The following is a 20,873-nucleotide window of genomic DNA, read 5'->3' as shown; positions in this document are numbered from 1 at the left end:
GCCTGGGGCGGGGTGCGTCGGGGGGCAGGGGATCACGTGGCACCCGTCGCCGTGAGGTCTCATCGGCTCGGGGTCTACGGGGAACGTCCGATTCCCCGGCGCGGGGACGTCGCCGTCCGCCGGTGGGACTCTCACCGGGAAGGGGCCGCTGATGACGGCCGCCGGTGGAGTTGAGGCGTCGCCCGCCTGACGGTCGATCCGAAGATGGACGGTCCACGGCGGTGAGCGCTCCTAACGGGTAGTGGACGGATGGCATCGGATGGAGCACGCCGCATCACCGGGAGAGTGCACCTGTTGAAGTATTGGCTATGTTACGTGCGAATCCGTCTGCGCTCTGGGATGCGGGAAGCGGCGTGTACCGGACCGTCGCGACGCGGAGCGAGTGTGAATCTCGCCGTGCGAATGGCAGAGCACCCACGCAACCGGACATGATGGACCCCATGGGTACAGGTGTGCGCTCTGTCATCGTGACCGGCGCCGGGGGGCAATTGGGCAAGCAGTTGACTACGCGCGCCGCAGGTGCGGTGCGCGGGTTGACGTCGGCGGATCTGGACATCACCGACGAGGAGTCGGTGCAGTCGGTACTCGGTGACATCGGGCCGGAAGACGTGGTGATCAACTGCGCGGCCTACACCGCTGTCGATGCCGCCGAAGACGACCGGGAGACCGCGATGGCGGTCAACGGCAACGGGCCCGGCCACATTGCCCGGCTCACCGCCCGTACGGGTGCCCACCTCGTCCACATCTCGACCGACTACGTCTTCACGGGGGTTGCGTCGGGTCCGTTGGAACCGGACGACCCCACCGGCCCGGCCTCGGTCTACGGCATCAGCAAACTCGCGGGGGAGAAGGCGGTGCGGTCGGCGGATGCCGACGCCACGATTGTGCGCACCGCTTGGGTGTACACGGGAATGCCCGACTCCTCGGACTTTGTCAGCACGATGCGCCGACTGGAATCGCAACGTGACACCGTCTCGGTGGTCACCGATCAGGTCGGCTCCCCGACCTATTCGGCCGATCTGGCCGACGGGCTGCTCGAACTCTCCGAACAGGTGGTCCACGGCGACCCGGGGGCCCGGGGAGCGACCCTGCACGCGTCGAACGCCGGCAGCTGTAGCTGGTTCGATCTGGCCCAGGCCGTGTTCGCGGAGATCGGCGCCGATCCGGCCCGGGTCCTGCCCACCACCTCGGCCGATTTTCCTCGCCCCGCGCCCCGCCCCGCGTACTCGGTGTTGTCGGGACGGGCGTGGCAGGAGGCCGGTCTCACCCCGCTGCGAGAGTGGCGCTCGGCGTTGTCTGCGGCGCTGCACGTCCGGTGAGCTCGGACGACGGACTGTCCCACGGGGTGCCCGGCGGCCCAGTGGTCTCCGGTTACGCTGAGCCGGTGACGACTGAGCCGGTTCCGGAGCGATTCGCAGTGGTGACGGTGACGTACTCGTCAGGCGAGTATCTGTCCCGTTTCATCCAGACGCTCGAACACGCATCGACCACCCTTCCGACGGTGATCCTCGCCGACAACGGTTCCGACGACGGCGCCCCTGAAGCGGCCGCAGAGAAGTACGACCACGTGTCGCTGCTGCACACAGGGGGAAACATCGGATATGGGGGCGCGGTCAACCGTGCGGTGGCCGAGGTCGACCCCTCCATCGAGTTCGTCGTGGTTGCCAACCCCGATGTCGAGTGGGGTCCCGGTTCCATCGATCAACTCCTCGAGGCAGCAGAGCGATGGCCGCAGGCCGGGGCCCTGGGCCCGCTGATCCACGAGCCCGACGGCAGCATCTACCCGTCGGCCCGCCGGGTGCCCGACATCGTGTCGGGGACAGGGCACGCCATCCTCGGAACGGTCTGGAAGTCCAACCCCTGGACTGCCGCCTACCGGCAGGCAGACGAGGACATCTCCGAACGGCCGGTCGGGTGGCTTTCCGGGTCATGTCTGCTGCTCCGTCGTCGCGCCTTCGATGCCATCGACGGCTTCGACTCGCGCTACTTCATGTACATGGAGGACGTGGACCTCGGCGACCGCCTCGGCCGCGCCGGCTGGCTCAATGTCTACGTGCCAGACGCGGAGGTCCTGCATGCCAAGGGGCACGCCGCGGGCCGCAATCCCGAGCTGATGCTCCCCGCGCACCATCGCAGTGCCTACCGATTCCAGGCCGACCGTCACCCGCATTGGTGGCAAGCGCCTCTGCGGCTCGCACTGCGTGCCGGTCTCGGTGCGCGCTCGGCGGTTGTCGTGGCAGCGGCCAAACGAGCTCAACGACGTGAGAAGTCCCCATCCGGATCGGCGAAAGGTACTCCGTGACCACCATCGACACCGCTCAGACGACCAACGAGGACCCGGCGCGGCACAGCGACGTCCAGGCGGTGATCTTGGTGGGCGGCAAGGGAACCCGCCTGCGACCACTCACCCTGTCTGCTCCCAAGCCGATGCTCCCGACCGCGGGACTGCCGTTCCTCACCCACCTCCTCGCGCGGATCAGCGCTGCGGGGATCACCAAGATCGTGCTCGGCACCTCGTTCAAATCCCAAGTGTTCGAACAGTATTTCGGTGACGGATCCAAGATGGGGTTGTCCATCACGTACGTCCACGAGTCCGAGCCCCTCGGTACCGGCGGCGGCATCCGGAACGTGCTGTCCGAGCTGACTGCGGAGAACATCCTCGTGTTCAACGGAGATGTGTTGTGCGGCACCGACGTCCGAGCGGTCCTCGACACCCACCAGACCTCCGGGGCGGAGGTGACCCTACATCTGGTCCGGGTGGGTGACCCACGTGCCTTCGGGTGTGTGCCGACCGACGACAATGGCCGGGTGACCGCCTTCCTGGAGAAGACCCAGGATCCCCCGACGGACCAGATCAACGCGGGCTGTTACGTCTTCAAACGGTCGGTCATCGAGTCCATCCCGGACGATCGGCCGGTGTCGGTGGAGCGCGAGGTGTTTCCTCAACTACTCGCCGACGACCACCATGTCCAAGGCCACGTCGACTCCGGTTACTGGCGCGACATGGGTACTCCCGAGGACTTCGTGCGCGGCTCGGCCGACCTCGTCCGGGGGATTGCGCCTTCGCCGGCACTGACCGGTCCGCGCGGCGAATCGTTGGTGCACGAAGGCGCCGGTGTGGGACCGGGTGCGCTTCTGATCGGCGGCACGGTGGTCGGGCGCGGCGCGGAGATCGGAGCGGGCGCCCGCCTCGACGGCGCCGTGATCTTTGACGGAGCGGTGGTGGAGGCCGGAGCGGTGATCGAACGCAGCATCATCGGCTTCGGCGCGCGCATCGGACCCCGCGCCCTCGTCCGCGACGGTGTGATCGGTGACGGCGCCGACATCGGAGCGCGCTGTGAGTTGCTCCGTGGCGCGCGTGTGTGGCCTGGTGTGACCATCCCCGACGGTGGCCTGAGGTTCTCGACCGATGTCTGAGACGTCTCCCAGCTTCAAACGCTTTGTCGCCATAGGAGATTCGTTCGCCGAGGGCGTGGGAGACGTCGAACCCCGCTGCCCGAACGGGGTGCGCGGCTGGGCCGATCGGGTCGCGGAGGTGATGGCCAGGGAGGACCCTGAGTTCCGGTACGCGAATCTGGCGATCCGCGGACGACTGCTGCCCGCGGTACTCGGTGAACAACTCGAGCCCGCCCTGGCGATGAAACCGGACCTGGCGACCATCTGCGCAGGGGCCAATGATCTGCTCCGTCCCAGCGTCGACATCGACGCGTTGATCGAGTCGTACGACGCGGCGGTCGGCCGGCTCCAGGACGCAGGCGCCACCGTGATCGCTTTCACCGCGTACGACACCGGCGGTAAATCCGTCTTCGGCGCACTGCGCGGCCGGTTCGCCGTCTTCAACGAATTGCTGCGCGAAGTCGTGGAGGAACGCAACCTCGTGCTCGTCGACTTCTGGCGGATGCGGATCTTCCGCGAGCGTCGGATGTGGGAGTTCGACCGGATGCACATGTCGTCGGCCGGCCATGTCTACATGGCGATCGAGGTGCTGCGGGCGCTCGGCATCGAGCACGATCTTGTTCCGGTGGATTTCGGTCCGGCGCAACTGGTCTCGCCGACCCAGCGGCGCCGCGAGGGTCGTCAATGGACGGTCGAGTACGCCATCCCGTGGGTCGGTCGTCGACTACGTGGGGTCTCCACCGGCGACACGATCGCCCCGAAGTATCCCGAGTTGACCGCGATGGCGCCCAGCGCCGACTGAGTCGGGCTCTCGCAAACCCTCGGCAGTGCGGCAGACCGCTCAGCCGAGGTCGGTGCGTGCCTTGGCCGCTGCGAGCAGGCCCCGGCCGAGCGGGATCACCACCGGGAGCAGTGTGTCGTCATCGGCGATCAGCAAGGCGCCTTCACGCGCGGCCTGGGCCGCGGGGTCGGTGCTGGCAGGATCTGCGACCGTGCCGTCGGCCGACGCGTTGTGCACGATGAGAATGCCTCCGCCGCGCAGCAGACGCAGGCCCTCGGCGACATAGCGGGGTTGATCGGTCACCGCGCCGTCGACGAACACCAGGTCGTAGCTCGCGTCGGCGAGGCGCGGGAGCACCTCGGCTGCCCGACCGTTGATCAATCGGGTCCGCGATGGGCTGATGCCGGCGGTGGTGAAGGCAAGTCTCGCGGCCCGGTGGTACTCGGCTTCGGCGTCGATGGTGGTCAGGACGCCGTCGGTCCGCATGCCGTTCAGCAACCACAGCCCGCTGATACCTGCGCCGGTACCCACCTCGACAACCGCTTTCGCGTCGACCAATCGCGCCAGCAGCGACAGGGTTGCCCCAACCGCGGGGGTGATCGCCGGCGCACCCAACTCGTCGGAACGCTCACGAGCGAGGCGTAGCGCCTCGTCTTCGACGATTGCGGCTTCGGCGTAGCGGCTCAGCACGGCCGGGTCGATGGCGGGACCGGACGCCCCGGACGGGGCAGTCGCATCTGGATCGGCGGGGGAGCTGTGGTCGGACACAGGGTCGAGGTTAACGCCGGGGTCCGAGATAGGGTCGCAGGCGCGCTGAGCAGCAATTCTCCCGCAGCGAGGGCCGCCACACTCTCAGGTAACACTCAGCCCGCTCATAGTGCGCGCACACCCCCGTCGGACAAGGTCATAGGGGAACAACGAGGCAGGCTTTGATGTTGACCGAACTGGGTATGAATACTTCAGCGAATCAGCTAAAAGGGTGCGAACCAATGACCGTTCACCGACGGTCCGCGGAGAAAGTGGAGCTGACCGTGGCTGATGTCAACCGAGACGCTGAGAACACCGGGACCGACGCAGTCGTGGGCGAGTTCGATCTCGCCCGGGAAGACGCGGTTGACGCGGTGGTGCCCGAGTCCGGGACGGCGCGGTTCGATGCCACCGGTGACACGGCTCTGATGCCCGCGTGGGACGACCTGGTTCGTGAACATGCCGACCGCGTGTACCGCCTCGCCTACCGGCTCTCCGGTAATCAGCACGACGCCGAAGACCTCACCCAGGAGACGTTCATCCGGGTGTTCCGATCGCTGTCGAGTTACCGGGCCGGGACGTTCGAGGGCTGGCTGCACCGCATCACCACCAACCTGTTCCTGGACATGGTGCGTCGCCGCAACAAGATCCGCATGGAGGCATTGCCCGAGGACTACGAGCGCGTGCCGGGCAACGACCCCAATCCCGAGCAGATCTTCCACGACGCGAACCTCGACCCCGACCTCCAGACCGCCCTCGATTCGTTGGCGCCGGAGTTCCGTGCAGCGGTGGTCCTCTGCGACATCGAAGGATTGTCGTACGAGGAGATCGCCGCGACGCTCGGAGTCAAGCTCGGAACTGTCCGCAGCCGGATCCACCGAGGTCGCCAAGCAATCCGAGACAACCTCGCGGCCAGCGGTCACCACTCCGGTCGCTCGGTGCTCGCTCACGATTTCTGAGCGCTGTCGCCGGACATCGGTCCCGCTGATGGGAACTCCTCCGCCGCGCTGACCGTTCTTCATCCAGGAAATCCGTCCGTTTCGATGGGTTTCGTGCGGCGTGGAATGGCCGCAGTCCGTACAGTCGAGTTCGGGCATCGAGTAGACGGCAGCGGAAGGGGCGATCGTGATGAGCGACCACACACCCGACGACTCCGCCGACGAGACGGTCGACGCGCGAGACGAGTCCAGGGGCATGCGCAATCGGCGCCGCGTCCTGGGGTGGTTGCCGACCTCGGCGATGGTCACCACCAACAAGAACTATCGGGCCCCCGGCACGCAGGGCGGTCGCAAGTTCCTGTCGACCGAACACCTCGCGACCGAGGCTGTCGCTGCTTACGTCGACGGCGAATTGCGGATGAACGCCTACATGCGAGCGTCTCAGCATCTCGAGATGTGCGCCCAGTGCCGTGCCGAGGTCGATGCGCAGAGCGCCGCACGGTCGGCGCTCCGGCGATCGGGCGAGATCCCGATGCCCGCGCGCCTGCTCGGCGAACTCAATCAGATCCCGACCCGGGAGATCGACCTCCGCGCGGCAGGCGACACCGGTACGCAGGCCAAGGCCGATTCCCACCTCGACGCACCCGGATTCCCCGTTCACCGCGGTCAGCGGCGACGCGATCGTTAGCGACTGTGCCAGGTAGCCTCGGTGAGGATCTCACCGGCGCCGCCGGAGTGATCCTCCAGCGATCAGCCGCAAGCGAGGGGTTCGAGTTCTTCATGACACCGGTGACACGGGCGGGCCGATGACCGAGACCGACAAGCACGGCTCCACGCCATCATCGAATCCCTACACGGCTCCGCCTGCCACCGGCACAGCCGGTCAGGCACCTCGACTCGCGCCCCGGCCCAACGATCATCCAGCTGTTCCCGAGCGAACGGCCGCCGTCTTCGGTAGGCCCGAGGGGGTCACAGGGGCCTTTGCCGCCCCGGAGTATGCCCGGAGTCGTCCCCAGCAGCCTGTGGTCGCCAACCCGGACCCGGTGTTGCGCGAGGCCTTCTCTCGGCCCGAAGGTGCCGGCACCCTGCAACGCGATCCGGATTCCCGCTTCGGGGAATCAGAGGAACCCGAGTCCACACCCGACCCCTGGCGGGACCCGGACGCTCCGGCGCAACTGAGTTCGCCTGCGGTGGACACCCCGCCGCCCGCCGAGCCCACGGTGCCCGGACGCAAACTCGGGGTCCGCGAAGTGCTCTTCGACCGCAAGGTCAGCTGGCGGGCCCTGTCCGTACTCGCCGTGATCGCACTGGTGGTCGGGGTGATCGGTGGTGTGGTCGGCCGGGTCACCGCGGAGGTCACCGAACCCCTTCATTCGAATACCGTCAGTCTCTCGGGCAGCGATGACGACAACGAAGACGAACCACGCAGTCAGGTCGCCCGCGTCGCCGAAGCAGTGGAAAAAGCGGTGGTGATGGTTGATGTCCGGTTGCCGAACGGTGGCGGCACCGGGTCGGGCGTGGTGATCGACAAGGCCGGCTACATCGTCACGAACAACCACGTGATCTCCATGGCGGCGAACGACCGCAGCGCGAAGCTCGAGGTGGTGTTCTCCGACCGCACCCGCGTTCCTGCCCGCATCGTGGGACGCGACATCCGCACCGACCTCGCCGTGCTCAAGGTCGACGGGGTCGACAACTTGACCGTTGCCAAACTGGGCGACTCGGACAAACTCCAGATCGGCGAAGAGGTGGTGGCGTTCGGCGCGCCGCTGGGACTCGATCGCACGGTCACCAGCGGGATCATCAGCGCCACCAACCGGGCGGTACCCCTGCGACCCGACGAGACCTCCGACACCGACGCGGTCATCGATGCCATCCAGACCGATGCCGCGATCAACCCGGGTAACTCGGGCGGGCCGTTGGTCGACGACCAGGGCCGGGTGATCGGCATCAACACTGCTGGTCTGGCCCCGGGTGGCGGATCCATCGGTCTGGGCTTCGCCATTCCGGTCAACGAGTTCCTCCCCGTCGCGCAGTCCCTGATCAAGGACGGCCGAGTGGTGCACGCGCAGATCGGTGTCAACGCCAGTTCGGTTCGTAATGACAGGGTTCTCGGAGCGCAGGTGCGCAACGTCGTGGAGGCATCACCTGCTGCGGCGGCCGGTATCCGCGAGGGGGACGTCATCACGAAGTTCGGCGATCGGGTCATCGAGGACGCCGACGAGCTGACCGTGGCCGTCCGTACGTCGGAGATCGGCACACCGGTGCCGTTCCAGTACTGGCGCGACGGACGCACCTTCGACGGCACCATCACACCCGCCGCGGACTAGACCCGGCTCAGCTGCTGCCGACCACCCACAGCGACTTGGCAGCCCGTTCGATTCGACAGAGCCGCCGAGGCCAGTAACCTGGAACGGTGTTCAGCAGTGTTGGTTGGGGTGAGATCGCGATCTTGATGATCGCCGGCTTGGTGATCCTCGGGCCCGAGCGTCTCCCGGGTGCGGTGACCTGGGCAATGAAGTCGGTACGCCAGGTTCGTGACTACGCCACCGGGGCCACCGCGCAGCTCAAGGAAGACCTCGGCCCCGAGTTCGACGATCTGCGCAAACCGCTGTCCGACCTGAACGAGCTGCGCGGTATGACCCCTCGATCGGTGATCACCAAACATCTTCTCGACGGCGATGATTCCTTCTTCACCGGAAAGTTCGATTCCGGCGACGCCAAGATCAAGCCGGTCTCCCAGCCATTGCCGACCACAGACGAGAACTCTCAGGTGATCTCGCTGAACAAAGCGGGTACCGAGCCGTCCAAGCCCGAGGCACTGGGCGCCGGCACTTCCACGACATCACCTGTGGCTGCCGATGCCGACAAGGTGGCCCCGGCGCCCTCGGGCGTCGAGCGCTGGGACGCCACCTGAGTCAGCTCGTCCCGGTCAGGTACGCAGGCGCCGGTACGACCGCGCCGACAGGGCGATGAACACCGCACTGATCAGCAGTGGCCAACCCACAGCGAGCGGAATGGCCCACTCGGTCAACGGCCCCTGGGTGACTCCGGTCGGATTGCCGCACAGGTCCCGAACCGCGGTGGCGGTGGCAGAGATGGGGTTCCACGCCGCGATCGTTCCCAGCCAGCCCGGCATCGTCTCCGCGGACACCACTGCGGTCGACAAGAATCCCACCGGCCAGACCAGGACCTGAACGGCAGACGTCGCAGCGCTGCCGTGAAAGGTGAGGCCGAGGAAGATGCCCACCCACAGCAGCGCGAAACGCAGGAGTAACAGCAATGCGATGGCTGCCAGAGCAGATCCGACTCCGGCGCCGATCGTCCACCCGATGAGCAGACCTCCGACGATGAGGACGGCGAGTTCGACGACCGAGTTGATCATGTCGGCGCCGACGCGCCCGAGCGAGACCGCGGAACTACTGATCGGCATCGATCGGAACCTGTCCGTGATCCCTTTCCTGGCATCCGCGGACATGGCCGAGGTGGTGGACTCGACACCGAACATCATCGTCATGGTCAGCATGCCGGGCAGCAGGAAGTCGATGTAGTCACCGCGGTCGGACCCGCCGGTTCCCGGGATCTCGATCGCGCCGCCGAACAGGAACCCGAAGATCAGCAACAGCATGATCGAGAACATCAGGCCGAAGATCGGGGTCCAAGGATCTTTCACCCAGTGGGCGAGGTTGCGTCGGGTGATGACCCAGGCGTGGGTGAACACTGCCGGCGTGGTGGCGATGGGCTGCGTCGATGTCATTTGCCGCCTCCGGTGAGATCCGTTGCTTCCGTGGGCCTTTGGGGTGGTTCCGCAGCGCTCTGGTTCTCCTCTTCCGTGCCGCTGCCGGTGAGATGCAGGAACACCTCGTCGAGTGTGGGTCGGCGCAGTGTCAGATCGATGGGCGCGATGTTCGCGGCCTCGAGCGCATGTACCACCGTGGCCAAACCGATGACCGCGGAGTCGATTTCGAAGGTCGCCGAGTGTGTGTGCGTGTCCACCGAGGTCGCCGGGCTTCCGACGGCGTCGGCCAGGCTTGAGGTGAGCCGGTCGAGCGACACGTCGGCGTTCACGGTCACGGTGACCCGGTCGCCGCCGATGCGGCGCTTGAGTTCGTCAGGGGAGCCCTCGGCGATCACGCGTCCGTGATTCATCACCGAGATACGGGCGGCCAATTGGTCGGCCTCGTCGAGATACTGGGTGGTGAGCAGCACCGTGGTCCCTGCTGCGGCGACCTCACGGACGGTGCGCCACACGTCATTTCGCCCGCGAGGGTCGAGACCGGTGGTCGGTTCGTCGAGAAACAGGACAGCAGGCGTCAGGACGAGTCCGGCCGCGATGTCGAGGCGTCGCCGCATCCCGCCGGAGTAGCTGGAGACCGACCGTCCTGCGGCATCGGTCAGACCGAAGCCCTCGAGCAACTCGTCGGCCCGCGCGCCCGCCCTGTTCTTGGTGAGCCCGAAGAGGCGGCCGAACATCACCAGGTTCTGGCGTCCGGTGAGCAGTTCGTCGACGGCCGCGTTCTGCCCGACCAGGCCGATTGCGCGTCTGACCGAACGGGCCCCGCCACCGACGTCGTGGCCGGCCACCGTGGCGACTCCGGCGTCCAGGTCGATGAGAGTGGCCAGGGCCCGCACGGCCGTGCTCTTGCCGGCCCCGTTGGGACCGAGCAGGCCGTGGATGGTGCCGGCCTCCACCGTGAGGTCGAAGCCGTCGAGGGCGCGGGTGTCGCCGTAGCGCTTGTGGAGGCCGATCGCTGAAATCGAGGAACGTGACGTCATCGGATCCTTACTTCGTATGGTGTACGAGGTTGAGTGCGAAAGTTCACCGTACACCACACGGGGATAGTGTGGGCGGATGGAAGACGCAGCCGAACAACCACCGAACGTCGACCGGACCCTGACTCTGCTGTGGCGGTCGAAGGTGGGGGAGCCGCAGGGGACGCGCGGCCCTCGGCAAAGGGTCAGTGTCGACGAGGTGGTCGCCGCCGGGATCGCGACCGCGGACGAGGAAGGGTTGGCCGCGTTCTCCATGCGCAAGGTGGCCGAGCGCCTCGGCCTCGGAGTGATGTCGGTGTACACGTACGTGCCGGGCAAGTCCGAGCTCATCGGGCTGATGGTGGACGAGGTGGCCGGAGAGGTCGACTATCCGCCGCACCGCGGTGACCTGCGCGACCGGATGACCACCATCGCACGCCAGCTATGGGACGAGTATCACCGGCACCCGTGGTTGCTGCACGTGCAGAAGAGCCGCCCCTGGATCGGACCCCACGCATCGGCGCGATACGAATGGCAGCTCGCGGCCATCGAAGGGATCGGTCTGGACGACCTGGAAATGGATGCCACGCTCGCGGTCATCGCAGGCTTCACCGAGAGCGCTGCCCGCTCGTCGATCGAAGCTGCCCGGGCGCGTACCGAGTCCGGGATGTCCGACGAACAGTGGTGGGAGATCAACGCGCCCGTGCTCGCCCGATTGATGGACGGAGACGCCTACCCGGTGTCCGGCCGGGTCGGTACGGCAGTGGGCGCGGAATACCAGTCCATCGGTAGTCCGGAGCGGTCGTTCGAGTTCGGGCTCGCCCGGATCTTCGACGGCGTCGAGGCATTGCTGGACCGCTGAAGGCCCGCTGCGACGTGCGTCAGTTGCGCCGAGTGGTATCGATGCCGAGGTTCATCCCGGCCAATCCACGCTTGCGGACGGCCAGGCGATCGGCCACTTGACGCAGTGCTGCGCCGGCGGCGGAATCAGGCGACGAGAGGACCAACGGGACTCCCGCGTCTCCACCCTCGCGTAGAGCCGGGTCGAGCGGGATCTGGCCGAGGAGGGGTACCTCCGCGCCGACGGCGATGGTCAGACGCTCGGACACCCGGGCTCCACCGCCGGAACCGAAGGGCTCGATCCGGCTACCGTCGGGGAGTTCCATCCACGACATGTTCTCCACGACGCCCATGATCTTCTGGCGGGTCTGCAATGCGATGGCGCCGGCGCGTTCGGCCACCTCGGCTGCGGCCTGCTGCGGGGTGGTGACCACCAGGATCTCGGCGCCGGGGATGAGCTGCGCCACCGAGATGGCCACATCGCCGGTGCCGGGCGGCAGGTCGAGGAGCAGGATGTCCAGATCGCCCCAGAAGACGTCGGCGAGGAACTGTTGGAGAGCGCGGTGCAACATGGGTCCGCGCCAGACGACGGGGGTGTTGCCACTGGTGAACTGGGCGATCGAGATGAACTTCACGCCATGACTCATCGGCGGCATGATCATCTTCTCGACCTGGGTGGGTTTTGCGTCGTTGCCGAGCATCCGTGGCACCGAATGGCCGTAGATGTCAGCGTCGAGCACGCCCACCTTGAGGCCTCGATCAGCAAGGGCGGCAGCAAGATTCACTGTGACGCTGGACTTGCCGACACCGCCTTTGCCCGAGGCGACGGCGTAGACCCGGGTGAGCGAGCTCGGCTGGGCGAACGGGATCACGGGTTCGGCGCGATCACCGCGCAAACTCTTGCGGAGTTCGGTGCGTTGCTCGTCGTTCATCACGTCGAGTTCCACCGACACCGACCCGACCCCTGGCACGTCGGCGGCCGCCGCGGTGACCCGTTCGGTGATCTCGGTGCGCAGTGGGCAACCCGAGGTGGTGAGGTAGATACCGATACCCACACTGGAGTCGTCGGCGACGGTGATGGATTTGACCATGCCGAGTTCGGTGATCGGTTTACCGATCTCGGGGTCGTTCACCTTGGCCAGCGCGGCGCGAATCGATGATTCGGTCGGCAACGTTGCTTGTGTCATCGGCCCCGAGTTTACGCGCGCATCAACCTCGCGCCCTCGCGGGCCGCCACTGCGAGCGCGGGCGTGCTATCTCGCCGGCGGCGGTGGTGGTGGGAGCGTGGGCAGCACGATCGACGGCAGGCAGATGATCGGGCACGGTGTGGGCGTCGTGGTGGAGGGTTTGGACGACGACGGGCTCTCACTCGGCGGAGCGCTGCTGCTCGGCGAACTGGACGCCGACGTGCTCGGCGGGGTCGACGAACCCGACGTCGGCGCGGGCAGGGGACCGGTGTCGGTGGGGGTGACGCCCGTTGCGTAACCGGCCGCCCACGCCAGCACGTTGGCCGCGTATTCGGCGGAGTGGTTGTAGCGCATGACCGCGCCGACCTTGGTCTTCTCGGCCATGATGTCGCTGACTCCGGCGCAGAGGTAACGCCCTGCCGAGTAGGTGGCGTCGAAGATGTTGTTCGGGTCGGACTTGCCGTCACCGTTTGCGTCGCTGCCCCACGACGCCCAGGTGGAAGGGATGAACTGCATCGGTCCCATGGCACGGTCGTGGCCGGCGTCGCCGTCGAGACGTCCTCCGTCGGAGTCGACGATCACCTCGTTACCGGCGAGGGTGCCGTTCAGGACAGGCCCTGCGATCGGGGTCAACGTGGTTCCCGAGCTGTCGACATTGCCGTTACCGGCGTGCCCCGACTCGATGCGGCCGATGCCTGCGAGCAGGAACCAGGGCAGTTTGCACTGGGGTGATTCGGCGCCGACCCGCTGTTCGGCCAGCTTGTAGGCCTGCAAGACGATGCCGGGGATACCGAGAGGTCCGTCGGGGAGTGCGGCCGCCCTCATCCGGGGAGCTGCCAACGGATCCGGCATCGCGGGAAGCGCCGGACTGACCGCCGGGGGACGGAACTCGAGTTCGGGCCGAGCCGGGATGGGAAGGATCTCCGGGGCGGCCGCCGCGACCGTCTGATCCGCCGATACAACGGTGAGGGTGGGCGCGGGTCCGATGTGCGCGCTCGACGAGACCGCCGCCATCAACCCGACACCGATGACAGCACACCCGGTGAGCAGCTGAACGCGACCCCACCGCACAGAGGAGAGGTCGAAAGCATGCTTCGACGGCTCTGTTCTTTGGCTCCCGCCCTTGCCCAAACGACCCCAGCGCACTTTCGGCACTCCTGTTGACTCCCCGACCCCGAACATCACGAACTGATTGTGACCCACGATACATATTCGTTATCGATGCCCGCGGGCGAACCATACTTATTGGCCGGATCGGCGTGCGTTCGCCGGCGGCTCGGGTGTGGTCGGGAGGGGTCGGCATGGTCGACCGTCAGACGAGTGGACCCGACAGGGGAAGGGGTCAGTTCCCGTCGTCGCGCTTCTTGTCTCCGCGTTTGCGGTCGTCGCCCTTCTTCGGCTCGTCACGTTTGCGTTGGTCGCCGAGGATTCGCTCGGTGAGTTCGGTCAGCAGGTCGTCGAGCTCGCGCCGCAGGTAGTCGCGGGAGACGGTGTCGCCGACGGCCAGGCGTACTGCGGCCAGCTCCCGCGCCAGGAACTCGGTGTCCGCCTTGGTCTGTTCGGCACGCATCCGGTCCTCTTCGAGCGAGACCTTGTCCCGGTTCTCCTGCCGATTCTGGGCCAGCAGGATCAGGGGCGCGGCGTAGGCGGCCTGGGTCGAGAACGCCAGATTGAGCAGGATGAACGGGTAGGGGTCCCACTGCAGGCTGATCACGACGAGGTTGAGGAAGATCCACACGATCACCAGCGCGGTCTGGATGGCGAGGTACCGGCCGGTGCCGAGGAAGCGGGCGATGCGTTCGCTGTAGACCCCGACGAGGTCGCTGTCGAGGTTCAGTTTGGGCATCCACCGGCGGGTCTCGGTGGGGGTGTCGAGCCGGCGGGCCGACCGCGACGTGTGGCGCTCGGCCCGGCCGGACGCGGCGCGGTCGCGGTCCATGGGCCCCGTCATCGCGGCCCCTCCGTGGTCATTTCGTCCTCACCCTCGGTTTCCCGCCAGTCCTCGGGCAGCAGGTGGTCGAGGAGGTCGTCGACCGTCACCGCGCCCAGCAGATGGCCGTCGTCGTCGATGACGGGACCGCAGACGAGGTTGTAGGTGGCGAAATACCGGGTGACCTTCTCGAGAGAGTCCTCGGAGCCCAGATGCGGCAATCTGTCGTCGATGATGCCGCCGACGAGGTTGGCCGGCGGTTCGCGAAGCAGGGCCTGGATGTGCACGCAGCCGAGGTACTTTCCTGTCGGGGTGGCGGTCGGTGGTCGCACCACGAAGGTGAGCGAGGCCGACGCCGGGGTGAGATCTGGATTGCGTGCCCGGGCGAGGGCTTCGGCGATGGTGGTGGAGGCGGTGACCACCAACGGCTCTGTGGTCATCAGACCACCGGCGGTGTCGGGTGAATGCAGCATGAGTCGACGAACCGGCTCGGATTCCTGGGGATCCATCAACTGCAACAACGCCTCGGCTTCGGAATCCGGGAGTTCACCGAGCAGGTCGGCGGCATCGTCGGGGTCCATCGCCTCGAGTACGTCGGCGGCCCGTTCGACCTCCATGTGCCCGAGCAGGTCAGTCTGGTCGTCGGTGGGCAACTCCTGCACCACGTCGGCCAACCGTTCGTCGTCGAAGGCCGACGCGATTTCCTGGCGACGTTTCGACGGCAGTTCGCGGAGTGCGTGGGCGACGTCTGCAGCCCGCATGCCGTCGAACTGCGACAGGATCTGGGTCACCCCCTGACCGGGCAGCGACAACGCGCTCTGGGTGAGTCCGAGTACGTGATTCCATTCCACGACATGGGTTTCCCCGCGTCGACCGAGCCGCGACCGCGCACCGCGGACCGCGACCCGGGAGATCACCCAGTCGCGGGTGCGGCGACGTTCAATCGCCAGATCGACCACCGTGAGGTCATGACCGCGAAGGTGCTCGAGGTCCGGATCATCCACCTGCACACGCGATTCCACGATCTGGCCGAGAACCAGTGCTTCGCCGGGACGCAGGATGAGCCGCCGCAGGCTGACCGTTCCCGTGTTGAGCGTCACAGATGTCGGCTCGATTGCCGTGACGCGCAACATCGGAACGAAGATGCGCCGACGGGTGGTCAGTTCGACCGCCAAGCCCAGAACCCGGGGTTGGCCGGTTCCGAATCGGATCGACACCACCACATCTCGGACACGGCCGATGGATTCACCATCGGGGCCGAGTACCGCCAGACCGGCCAGCCTGGCCACGAACGCCTTGCTCACCGCTGCCATGGCTGTAAGGGTAGTGGTCGCGAGCCCCGGTCGACGACAAAGGAGTCCCATGCCAGCCTCTGACACCGCGATCCGACGGTCGGTGCTGGCCGTACCCGCCAGCAGTCCGAAGATGCTGACCAAGGCGCGCGGGCTGGCCGCAGACGAGGTCTTCCTCGATCTGGAGGACGCGGTGGCGCCCTCGGTGAAAGAAGCCGCACGGGCGTCGGTCATCGCCGCGCTGGGGGCGGCAGACTGGTCCGGGCAGCAGCGGGTGGTCCGGGTCAACGACTGGACCACACCGTGGACCGTCGACGACGTGGTCACCGTGGTCAAGGGTGCCGGCGCCCACCTCGATTCCATCCTGCTGCCCAAGGTCACCTCGGCTGCGCAGGTCACCGCACTCGACCTGATGCTGGGCCAACTGGAGTCGGGCTGTGGTCTGCCGGCGAGGAAGATCGGGATTCAGGCCCAGATCGAGAACGCCGCCGGACTGACTTCCATCAACGAGATCGCTTCGGCCAGTCCGCGGTTGCGCTCGTTGGTCCTGGGACCCGCCGACATGATGGCCAGCCTCGGCATGCGGTCGCTGGCCGTTGGTGAACAACCCCAGGGCTACCTGAAAGGCGATGCGCATCACCACGTGTTGATGACCATCCTCGTTGCCGCACGCACTCACGGTCTGCAGGCGATCGACGGCCCCTACCTGAAAATCGATGACGCAGCGGGTTTTAGGACAGTCGCCGAGTCCTCGGCGGCGCTCGGCTACGACGGCAAGTGGGTGGTGCACCCCAGCCAGATCGATGTGGCAAACGAGGTGTTCCGCCCGCGGCAGGCCGACTACGACGACGCCGAGGAATTGCTCGACGCCTATGCACACGCGGCGACCGCCGAAGGTGGCGAACGCGGCGCCGTCCGGTTCCGCGGTGAGATGATCGATGAGGCGAGCCGGAAGATGGCCGAGGTGATTGCCGGCAAGGGCCGCGCGGCGGGCATGTCCCGCTCACCGTCGCCTGTGGACGTCTGACGGCCGCGAATCGAATCGAGCGTTCGAACAAGGAGTGAAGACATGAGCAATCCGATGAAACCCGCGCCGGGGCCCGGCCTGCCCACGCCGCCCAAGGGCTGGCCGATCGGGTCCTACACCACCTATGCCGAGGCGCAGCGCGCTGTCGACTACCTCTCCGACGAGAACTTCGCCGTTCAGGACGTCACCATCGTGGGTGTGGACCTGATGCAGGTCGAGCGCGTGCTCGGCCGATTGACATGGGGCAAGGTGATCGGCGGAGGTGTGGTGTCCGGGGCCTGGCTGGGACTGTTCTTCGGACTGCTCGTCGGCATCGTGGTGGACACCAATCCATTGGTGCCGCTGCTGTTCGGGCTTGTCGGCGGCATCGTCTTCGGCGTGGTGTCCACCTCTATTCCCTATGCGGCCACGCGCGGACAGCGTGACTTCTCCTCGACGATGCAACTGGTCGCCGGGCGGTACGACGTGTTGTGTGATCCGCGCAGCGCCGAACGCGCCCGCGACATGTTGAGTCGCCTGCAGCCGTAGCCGCCCCACCCGGCGCAGGTCAGGGCCTTTCAGCAGTCAACGATTTGGTCTCGAGTTGGCACGATCATGCCGATTGTGTTGCGTGTCACTATTTAACGCCTATAACGTACGTCGCAGGCAATCAATGGTGTGCGCCGAGATCCCTGCGCGCACCGGCGACTCATCGAGGAGGCTGCGTGCAGTGCAACGGTGATCCACCCGCGGTGGACGACAAATCCGCAAGAGCCAAGACAATCGGTGGGCCCAAGAAGGTCGCCGCCTGGAAAAAGCTCGGAATATCCTGTGCTGCAGTGGCTGTGGCACTGCCGGTGCTCAGCGCGTGCAGTTCGGGTTCCACGCCGGGCACGCTCAACGTGTACGCACCCGCCGACGGTGCATCGTTCATCAAGCAGGCCGCCGAGACCTGCGCGGCGAATTCCAAAGGCGAGTACAAGATCAACACGTTCGCGCTGCCCAAATCAGCCGACGATCAGCGTCTGCAATTGGCACGGCGGCTCGCGGGCAACGACCACGGCCTCGACCTGATGGGCATGGACGTGGTGTGGACCGCCGAGTTCGCCGATGCGGGCTGGATCGAGCCGGTTCCTGACGAGTTGGCCGCACGCATCAAGGCCGACACACTGGGCGGGCCATACGAAACCGCTGTCTGGAAGACCGACGACGACGAGGCCAAACGCCTCTACGCCATTCCCACGTGGACCAACACCCAGCTCCTCTGGTACCGCCCCGATGTGCTGCAGCAGTTCCTCAACAAGGACACGCCGCCGGTCACCTGGGACGAGATGCTGGCGGACAACGAGATCATCCGCAAGGCCGGTGGACCGAGCTACATCATGGTCCAGGGCAAGCAATACGAGGGTTTGATGGTCTGGTTCAACTCGGTGCTCTCCAGTGCCGGGGGCCAGGTCGTCGACCCGAATGATCCGAACAAGCAGACGCTCAACGACACCCCGGAACATCGCGCGGCCACGGTGAAGGCACTGCAGACCCTGAAGTCGGTCGCGACAGCGCCCGGCGCCGACCCGTCCATCACCAACAGTGATGAGTCCTCGGCCCGCCTGGGCATGGAATCGGGCAAGGCGACCTTCGAGGTCAACTGGCCGTTCGTGTTTCCCTCGATGCGGTCCAACGCCGGAGCCGGTGATGTGGCGTTCTTGCCTGAGGTGAAGCAGGAGTTCGGGCCCTTGTTCGCCGACCCCGACAACCCGCCGCCGGACAACGAACTCGCACCTGTGAACGACGTGGTACGCACCAAGTTCGACTTCGCGAGGTACCCGGGTGTGCTCCCCGAGGTTCCGTCCAAGGTGACCCTCGGCGGCGTGAACATCGCGGTCGCCGACACCTCGGAGCAGAAGGATCTCGCGTTCAAGGCTGCCGAGTGCATGACCAACGAGGAGTCGCAGAAGCTGTACTCCATCAGTGGTGGTACCCCGCCCACGTTGGCGGCGATCTACGACGACCCGGACTTCCAGGCCGCGTACCCGATGGGGCAACAGATCAAGACGCAGCTCGAGAGCGAGAACGCCGCGTTGCGGCCGGCATCGCCCGTCTATCAAGCAATTTCGACGTTGCTGGTGGCCAAGCTCAGCCCGGTCGGCGCCTGGGATCCGGAGACCCTGGTCGACCAGCTCGCCGATCAGGTCGACAAAGCCATCAAGGGTGAGGGGCTGATCCCATGACCGCGACCATCGAGACGCAGAACGCGCCGCAGAGCACCGGAAAGAAGAAGCCGGCGCTGAGCGAGGGAAAGCGCGCCGAACGCCGGCTGGGGTTGCTGCTCATCGCACCCGCCGTGGTCCTGATGATCCTGGTGACCGGGTACCCGATCGTGTACGCCTTCTGGCTCAGTCTGCAGAAGGCAAGCCTCTCGGCACCCGGACAGGACGAGTTCATCGGGTTCTCGAACTACGCGACCGTGCTGAGCGACAGCTACTGGTGGACGGCCTTCAGCGTCACGCTGGGCATCACCGTCGTCTCGGTGGTGATCGAGTTGGTGCTGGGCATGGCCATCGCGCTGGTGATGCACCGAACCTTGTTCGGCAAGGGGGCGATTCGCACCCTGGTGCTGATCCCTTACGGCATCGTCACCGTGGTCGCCGCGTTCTCGTGGTACTACGCGTGGACGCCGGACACCGGCTACCTGGCCAACCTGCTGCCCGACGGCACAGCGCCGTTGACAGAGCAGTGGCCGTCGTTGGCGGTGATCGTGTTGGCCGAGGTCTGGAAGACCACGCCGTTCATGGCGTTGCTCCTCCTGGCCGGCCTGGCGCTGGTGCCCGACGACCTGCTCAAGGCCGCACAGATGGACGGCGCCGGAGCGTGGACACGCCTGACGAAGATCATCCTGCCGCTGATGAAGCCGGCGATCCTCGTCGCACTCCTGTTCCGCACCCTGGACGCGTTCCGGGTGTTCGACAACATCTACATCCTCACCCGAGGTAGCAACAACACCTATTCGGTGTCGATGTTGGGCTACGACAACCTCTTCAAGGCGTTCAACCTAGGAGTTGGATCAGCGATCAGTGTGCTCATCTTCCTGTGCGTGGCGATCATCGCCTTCGTCTTCATCAAGCTGTTCGGTGCCTCGGCACCCGGCTCCGACGCAGAAGGACGGTGACTGAGCCATGAACACTGTGATGGGCCGACGTGTCGGCTGGACCGTCATCAACCTGCTGGTTGTCCTCTACGCACTGATCCCGGTGCTGTGGATCATCAGCCTGTCGTTCAAGCCACCCGGCAGTGTCAAGGACGGCAAGTTCATCCCGACGTCCTGGACCTGGGACAACTACACCAGCATCTTCGACACCAGTGCGTTCACCTCGGCGCTGATCAACTCGATCGGAATCGGGCTGATCACCACGGTGATCGCGGTGACCCTGGGCACGATGGCCGCCTACGCTGTTGCGCGGCTTGACTTCCCGGGCAAGAAGGCGCTGATCGGCGCTGCCCTGCTGATCGCGATGTTCCCGCAGATCTCGCTGGTGACACCGTTGTTCAACATCGAGCGGCGTCTCGGGCTCTTCGACACCTGGGCCGGCCTGATCATCCCGTACATCACCTTCGCGCTGCCGCTGGCGATCTACACGTTGTCCGCGTTCTTCCGTGAGATCCCTTGGGAGCTGGAGAAAGCCGCGAAGATGGACGGCGCCACCCCGGCTCAGGCCTTCCGCAAGGTGATCGCGCCACTGGCCGCACCGGGCATCGTGACCGCCGCCATCCTGGTGTTCATCTTCGCCTGGAACGACCTGTTGCTCGCGATCTCACTGACGTCGACGGAGCGTTCGATCACTGCCCCGGTGGCGATCGCGAACTTCACCGGCAGCAGCCAGTTCGAAGAACCCACGGGATCCATCGCGGCTGCGGCCGTGGTCATCACGATCCCGATCATCATCTTTGTCCTCTTGTTCCAACGTCGTATCGTTGCCGGTTTGACCTCCGGCGCCGTGAAGGGATAG

The 20,873-nt window shown here is 66.3% G+C and carries 21 protein-coding genes; 14 read left to right on the top strand and 7 right to left on the bottom strand.

The annotated features are described in order from the left end of the window. Positions 1-440: 440 nt before the first annotated feature. The 4 genes from rfbD (at position 441) to KXR83_RS03765 (ending at position 4,198) form a co-directional block, all read left to right on the top strand. Positions 441-1,319, top strand: coding sequence for a dTDP-4-dehydrorhamnose reductase (rfbD, locus tag KXR83_RS03780; RefSeq protein ID WP_437423659.1), 879 nt, complete (start codon positions 441-443; stop codon positions 1,317-1,319). 65 nt (positions 1,320-1,384) lie between these two features. Next, positions 1,385-2,302, top strand: coding sequence for a glycosyltransferase family 2 protein (locus KXR83_RS03775; RefSeq protein ID WP_437423658.1), 918 nt, complete (start codon positions 1,385-1,387; stop codon positions 2,300-2,302). Positions 2,303-2,307: 5 nt separating this feature from the next. Then, positions 2,308-3,417, top strand: a complete 1,110-nt coding sequence (locus tag KXR83_RS03770; RefSeq protein ID WP_437424429.1) for a sugar phosphate nucleotidyltransferase — start codon at positions 2,308-2,310, stop codon at positions 3,415-3,417. Continuing rightward, positions 3,410-4,198, top strand: a complete 789-nt coding sequence (locus tag KXR83_RS03765; RefSeq protein ID WP_023957767.1) for an SGNH/GDSL hydrolase family protein — start codon at positions 3,410-3,412, stop codon at positions 4,196-4,198. Before KXR83_RS03770 ends, KXR83_RS03765 begins: the two co-directional genes overlap by 8 nt. A gap of 39 nt (positions 4,199-4,237) precedes the next feature. Here the strand turns inward: KXR83_RS03765 and KXR83_RS03760 are convergent, their stop codons facing one another. Next, complete coding sequence (locus KXR83_RS03760) at positions 4,238-4,945, bottom strand: O-methyltransferase (protein ID WP_437423657.1); 708 nt, start codon at positions 4,943-4,945, stop codon at positions 4,238-4,240. 221 nt (positions 4,946-5,166) lie between these two features. Between KXR83_RS03760 and sigE the strand changes: the two genes are divergently transcribed. The 4 genes from sigE (at position 5,167) to tatB (ending at position 8,779) form a co-directional block, all read left to right on the top strand. Then, complete coding sequence (sigE, locus tag KXR83_RS03755; RefSeq protein ID WP_437423656.1) at positions 5,167-5,883, top strand: RNA polymerase sigma factor SigE; 717 nt, start codon at positions 5,167-5,169, stop codon at positions 5,881-5,883. A gap of 169 nt (positions 5,884-6,052) precedes the next feature. Next, positions 6,053-6,550 carry a zf-HC2 domain-containing protein gene (locus tag KXR83_RS03750; protein ID WP_437423655.1) on the top strand — a complete coding sequence of 166 codons (498 nt, stop codon included), beginning with the start codon at positions 6,053-6,055 and terminating at the stop codon, positions 6,548-6,550. A 118-nt stretch (positions 6,551-6,668) separates the two neighbouring features. Then, positions 6,669-8,192 carry a trypsin-like peptidase domain-containing protein gene (locus tag KXR83_RS03745; protein ID WP_437423654.1) on the top strand — a complete coding sequence of 508 codons (1,524 nt, stop codon included), beginning with the start codon at positions 6,669-6,671 and terminating at the stop codon, positions 8,190-8,192. 86 nt (positions 8,193-8,278) lie between these two features. After that, positions 8,279-8,779 carry a Sec-independent protein translocase protein TatB gene (tatB, locus tag KXR83_RS03740; RefSeq protein WP_437423653.1) on the top strand — a complete coding sequence of 167 codons (501 nt, stop codon included), beginning with the start codon at positions 8,279-8,281 and terminating at the stop codon, positions 8,777-8,779. 15 nt (positions 8,780-8,794) lie between these two features. Here the strand turns inward: tatB and KXR83_RS03735 are convergent, their stop codons facing one another. Together KXR83_RS03735 and KXR83_RS03730 are read right to left on the bottom strand one after the other, a co-directional pair. Beyond that, positions 8,795-9,619, bottom strand: a complete 825-nt coding sequence (locus KXR83_RS03735) for an ABC transporter permease (protein WP_437423652.1) — start codon at positions 9,617-9,619, stop codon at positions 8,795-8,797. After that, positions 9,616-10,638: an ATP-binding cassette domain-containing protein gene (locus KXR83_RS03730; RefSeq protein WP_437423651.1), complete on the bottom strand. Its 1,023-nt coding sequence runs from the start codon at positions 10,636-10,638 to the stop codon at positions 9,616-9,618. The genes KXR83_RS03735 and KXR83_RS03730 overlap by 4 nt, the downstream gene beginning before the upstream one ends. Positions 10,639-10,714: 76 nt before the next feature. On the opposite strand from KXR83_RS03730, the gene KXR83_RS03725 reads away from it, so the two are divergent. Then, the gene (locus KXR83_RS03725; RefSeq protein WP_437423650.1) at positions 10,715-11,476 is read left to right on the top strand and encodes a TetR/AcrR family transcriptional regulator; all 762 of its coding nucleotides are present in this window, start codon (positions 10,715-10,717) and stop codon (positions 11,474-11,476) included. Between the two features lie 19 nt (positions 11,477-11,495). On the opposite strand, the gene KXR83_RS03720 is transcribed toward KXR83_RS03725, so the two are convergent. From KXR83_RS03720 to KXR83_RS03705, 4 genes are all read right to left on the bottom strand, one after another. Then, positions 11,496-12,641, bottom strand: a complete 1,146-nt coding sequence (locus KXR83_RS03720; protein ID WP_437423649.1) for an Mrp/NBP35 family ATP-binding protein — start codon at positions 12,639-12,641, stop codon at positions 11,496-11,498. 66 nt (positions 12,642-12,707) lie between these two features. After that, positions 12,708-13,844 (bottom strand): lytic murein transglycosylase, encoded by a 1,137-nt coding sequence (locus KXR83_RS03715; RefSeq protein WP_437423648.1) that lies wholly within the window; start codon positions 13,842-13,844, stop codon positions 12,708-12,710. A 139-nt stretch (positions 13,845-13,983) separates the two neighbouring features. After that, positions 13,984-14,580: a DUF1003 domain-containing protein gene (locus KXR83_RS03710; RefSeq protein WP_437424428.1), complete on the bottom strand. Its 597-nt coding sequence runs from the start codon at positions 14,578-14,580 to the stop codon at positions 13,984-13,986. Positions 14,581-14,588: 8 nt separating this feature from the next. Further along, positions 14,589-15,884 (bottom strand): magnesium transporter MgtE N-terminal domain-containing protein, encoded by a 1,296-nt coding sequence (locus KXR83_RS03705; protein WP_437423647.1) that lies wholly within the window; start codon positions 15,882-15,884, stop codon positions 14,589-14,591. Between the two features lie 49 nt (positions 15,885-15,933). Here KXR83_RS03705 and KXR83_RS03700 point away from each other — a divergent pair, with 49 nt between their 5' ends. The 5 genes from KXR83_RS03700 (at position 15,934) to KXR83_RS03680 (ending at position 20,873) form a co-directional block, all read left to right on the top strand. Beyond that, positions 15,934-16,890 (top strand): HpcH/HpaI aldolase/citrate lyase family protein, encoded by a 957-nt coding sequence (locus KXR83_RS03700; RefSeq protein ID WP_437423646.1) that lies wholly within the window; start codon positions 15,934-15,936, stop codon positions 16,888-16,890. Between the two features lie 42 nt (positions 16,891-16,932). Further along, positions 16,933-17,418 (top strand): general stress protein, encoded by a 486-nt coding sequence (locus KXR83_RS03695; RefSeq protein WP_023957794.1) that lies wholly within the window; start codon positions 16,933-16,935, stop codon positions 17,416-17,418. A gap of 233 nt (positions 17,419-17,651) precedes the next feature. Next, a complete protein-coding gene (locus KXR83_RS03690; RefSeq protein WP_437424427.1) occupies positions 17,652-19,097 on the top strand; it encodes an extracellular solute-binding protein in 1,446 nt (481 codons plus the stop codon). Then, entirely contained in the window at positions 19,094-20,035 is a 942-nt protein-coding gene (locus KXR83_RS03685; RefSeq protein ID WP_023957798.1) for a carbohydrate ABC transporter permease, read from the top strand. The genes KXR83_RS03690 and KXR83_RS03685 overlap by 4 nt, the downstream gene beginning before the upstream one ends. Positions 20,036-20,042: 7 nt before the next feature. Then, positions 20,043-20,873 (top strand): carbohydrate ABC transporter permease, encoded by an 831-nt coding sequence (locus KXR83_RS03680; RefSeq protein WP_437423645.1) that lies wholly within the window; start codon positions 20,043-20,045, stop codon positions 20,871-20,873.

Origin of the sequence: Williamsia muralis, from assembly GCF_051487485.1 — a bacterium.
GTDB lineage: Bacteria > Actinomycetota > Actinomycetes > Mycobacteriales > Mycobacteriaceae > Williamsia > Williamsia muralis_B.
This window is presented reverse-complemented; position numbering and strand designations above follow the sequence as displayed.

Coding starts and splice junctions, on each gene's coding strand:
- rfbD (WP_437423659.1), top strand. CDS start 441: ATGGGTACAGGTGTGCGCTCTGTCATCGTGACCGGCGCCGGGGGGCAA.
- KXR83_RS03765 (WP_023957767.1), top strand. CDS start 3,410: ATGTCTGAGACGTCTCCCAGCTTCAAACGCTTTGTCGCCATAGGAGAT.
- sigE (WP_437423656.1), top strand. CDS start 5,167: ATGACCGTTCACCGACGGTCCGCGGAGAAAGTGGAGCTGACCGTGGCT.
- KXR83_RS03750 (WP_437423655.1), top strand. CDS start 6,053: ATGAGCGACCACACACCCGACGACTCCGCCGACGAGACGGTCGACGCG.
- KXR83_RS03745 (WP_437423654.1), top strand. CDS start 6,669: ATGACCGAGACCGACAAGCACGGCTCCACGCCATCATCGAATCCCTAC.
- KXR83_RS03735 (WP_437423652.1), bottom strand. CDS start 9,619: ATGACATCGACGCAGCCCATCGCCACCACGCCGGCAGTGTTCACCCAC.
- KXR83_RS03730 (WP_437423651.1), bottom strand. CDS start 10,638: ATGACGTCACGTTCCTCGATTTCAGCGATCGGCCTCCACAAGCGCTAC.
- KXR83_RS03725 (WP_437423650.1), top strand. CDS start 10,715: ATGGAAGACGCAGCCGAACAACCACCGAACGTCGACCGGACCCTGACT.
- KXR83_RS03720 (WP_437423649.1), bottom strand. CDS start 12,641: ATGACACAAGCAACGTTGCCGACCGAATCATCGATTCGCGCCGCGCTG.
- KXR83_RS03710 (WP_437424428.1), bottom strand. CDS start 14,580: ATGGACCGCGACCGCGCCGCGTCCGGCCGGGCCGAGCGCCACACGTCG.
- KXR83_RS03705 (WP_437423647.1), bottom strand. CDS start 15,884: ATGGCAGCGGTGAGCAAGGCGTTCGTGGCCAGGCTGGCCGGTCTGGCG.
- KXR83_RS03700 (WP_437423646.1), top strand. CDS start 15,934: ATGCCAGCCTCTGACACCGCGATCCGACGGTCGGTGCTGGCCGTACCC.
- KXR83_RS03695 (WP_023957794.1), top strand. CDS start 16,933: ATGAGCAATCCGATGAAACCCGCGCCGGGGCCCGGCCTGCCCACGCCG.
- KXR83_RS03685 (WP_023957798.1), top strand. CDS start 19,094: ATGACCGCGACCATCGAGACGCAGAACGCGCCGCAGAGCACCGGAAAG.
- KXR83_RS03680 (WP_437423645.1), top strand. CDS start 20,043: ATGAACACTGTGATGGGCCGACGTGTCGGCTGGACCGTCATCAACCTG.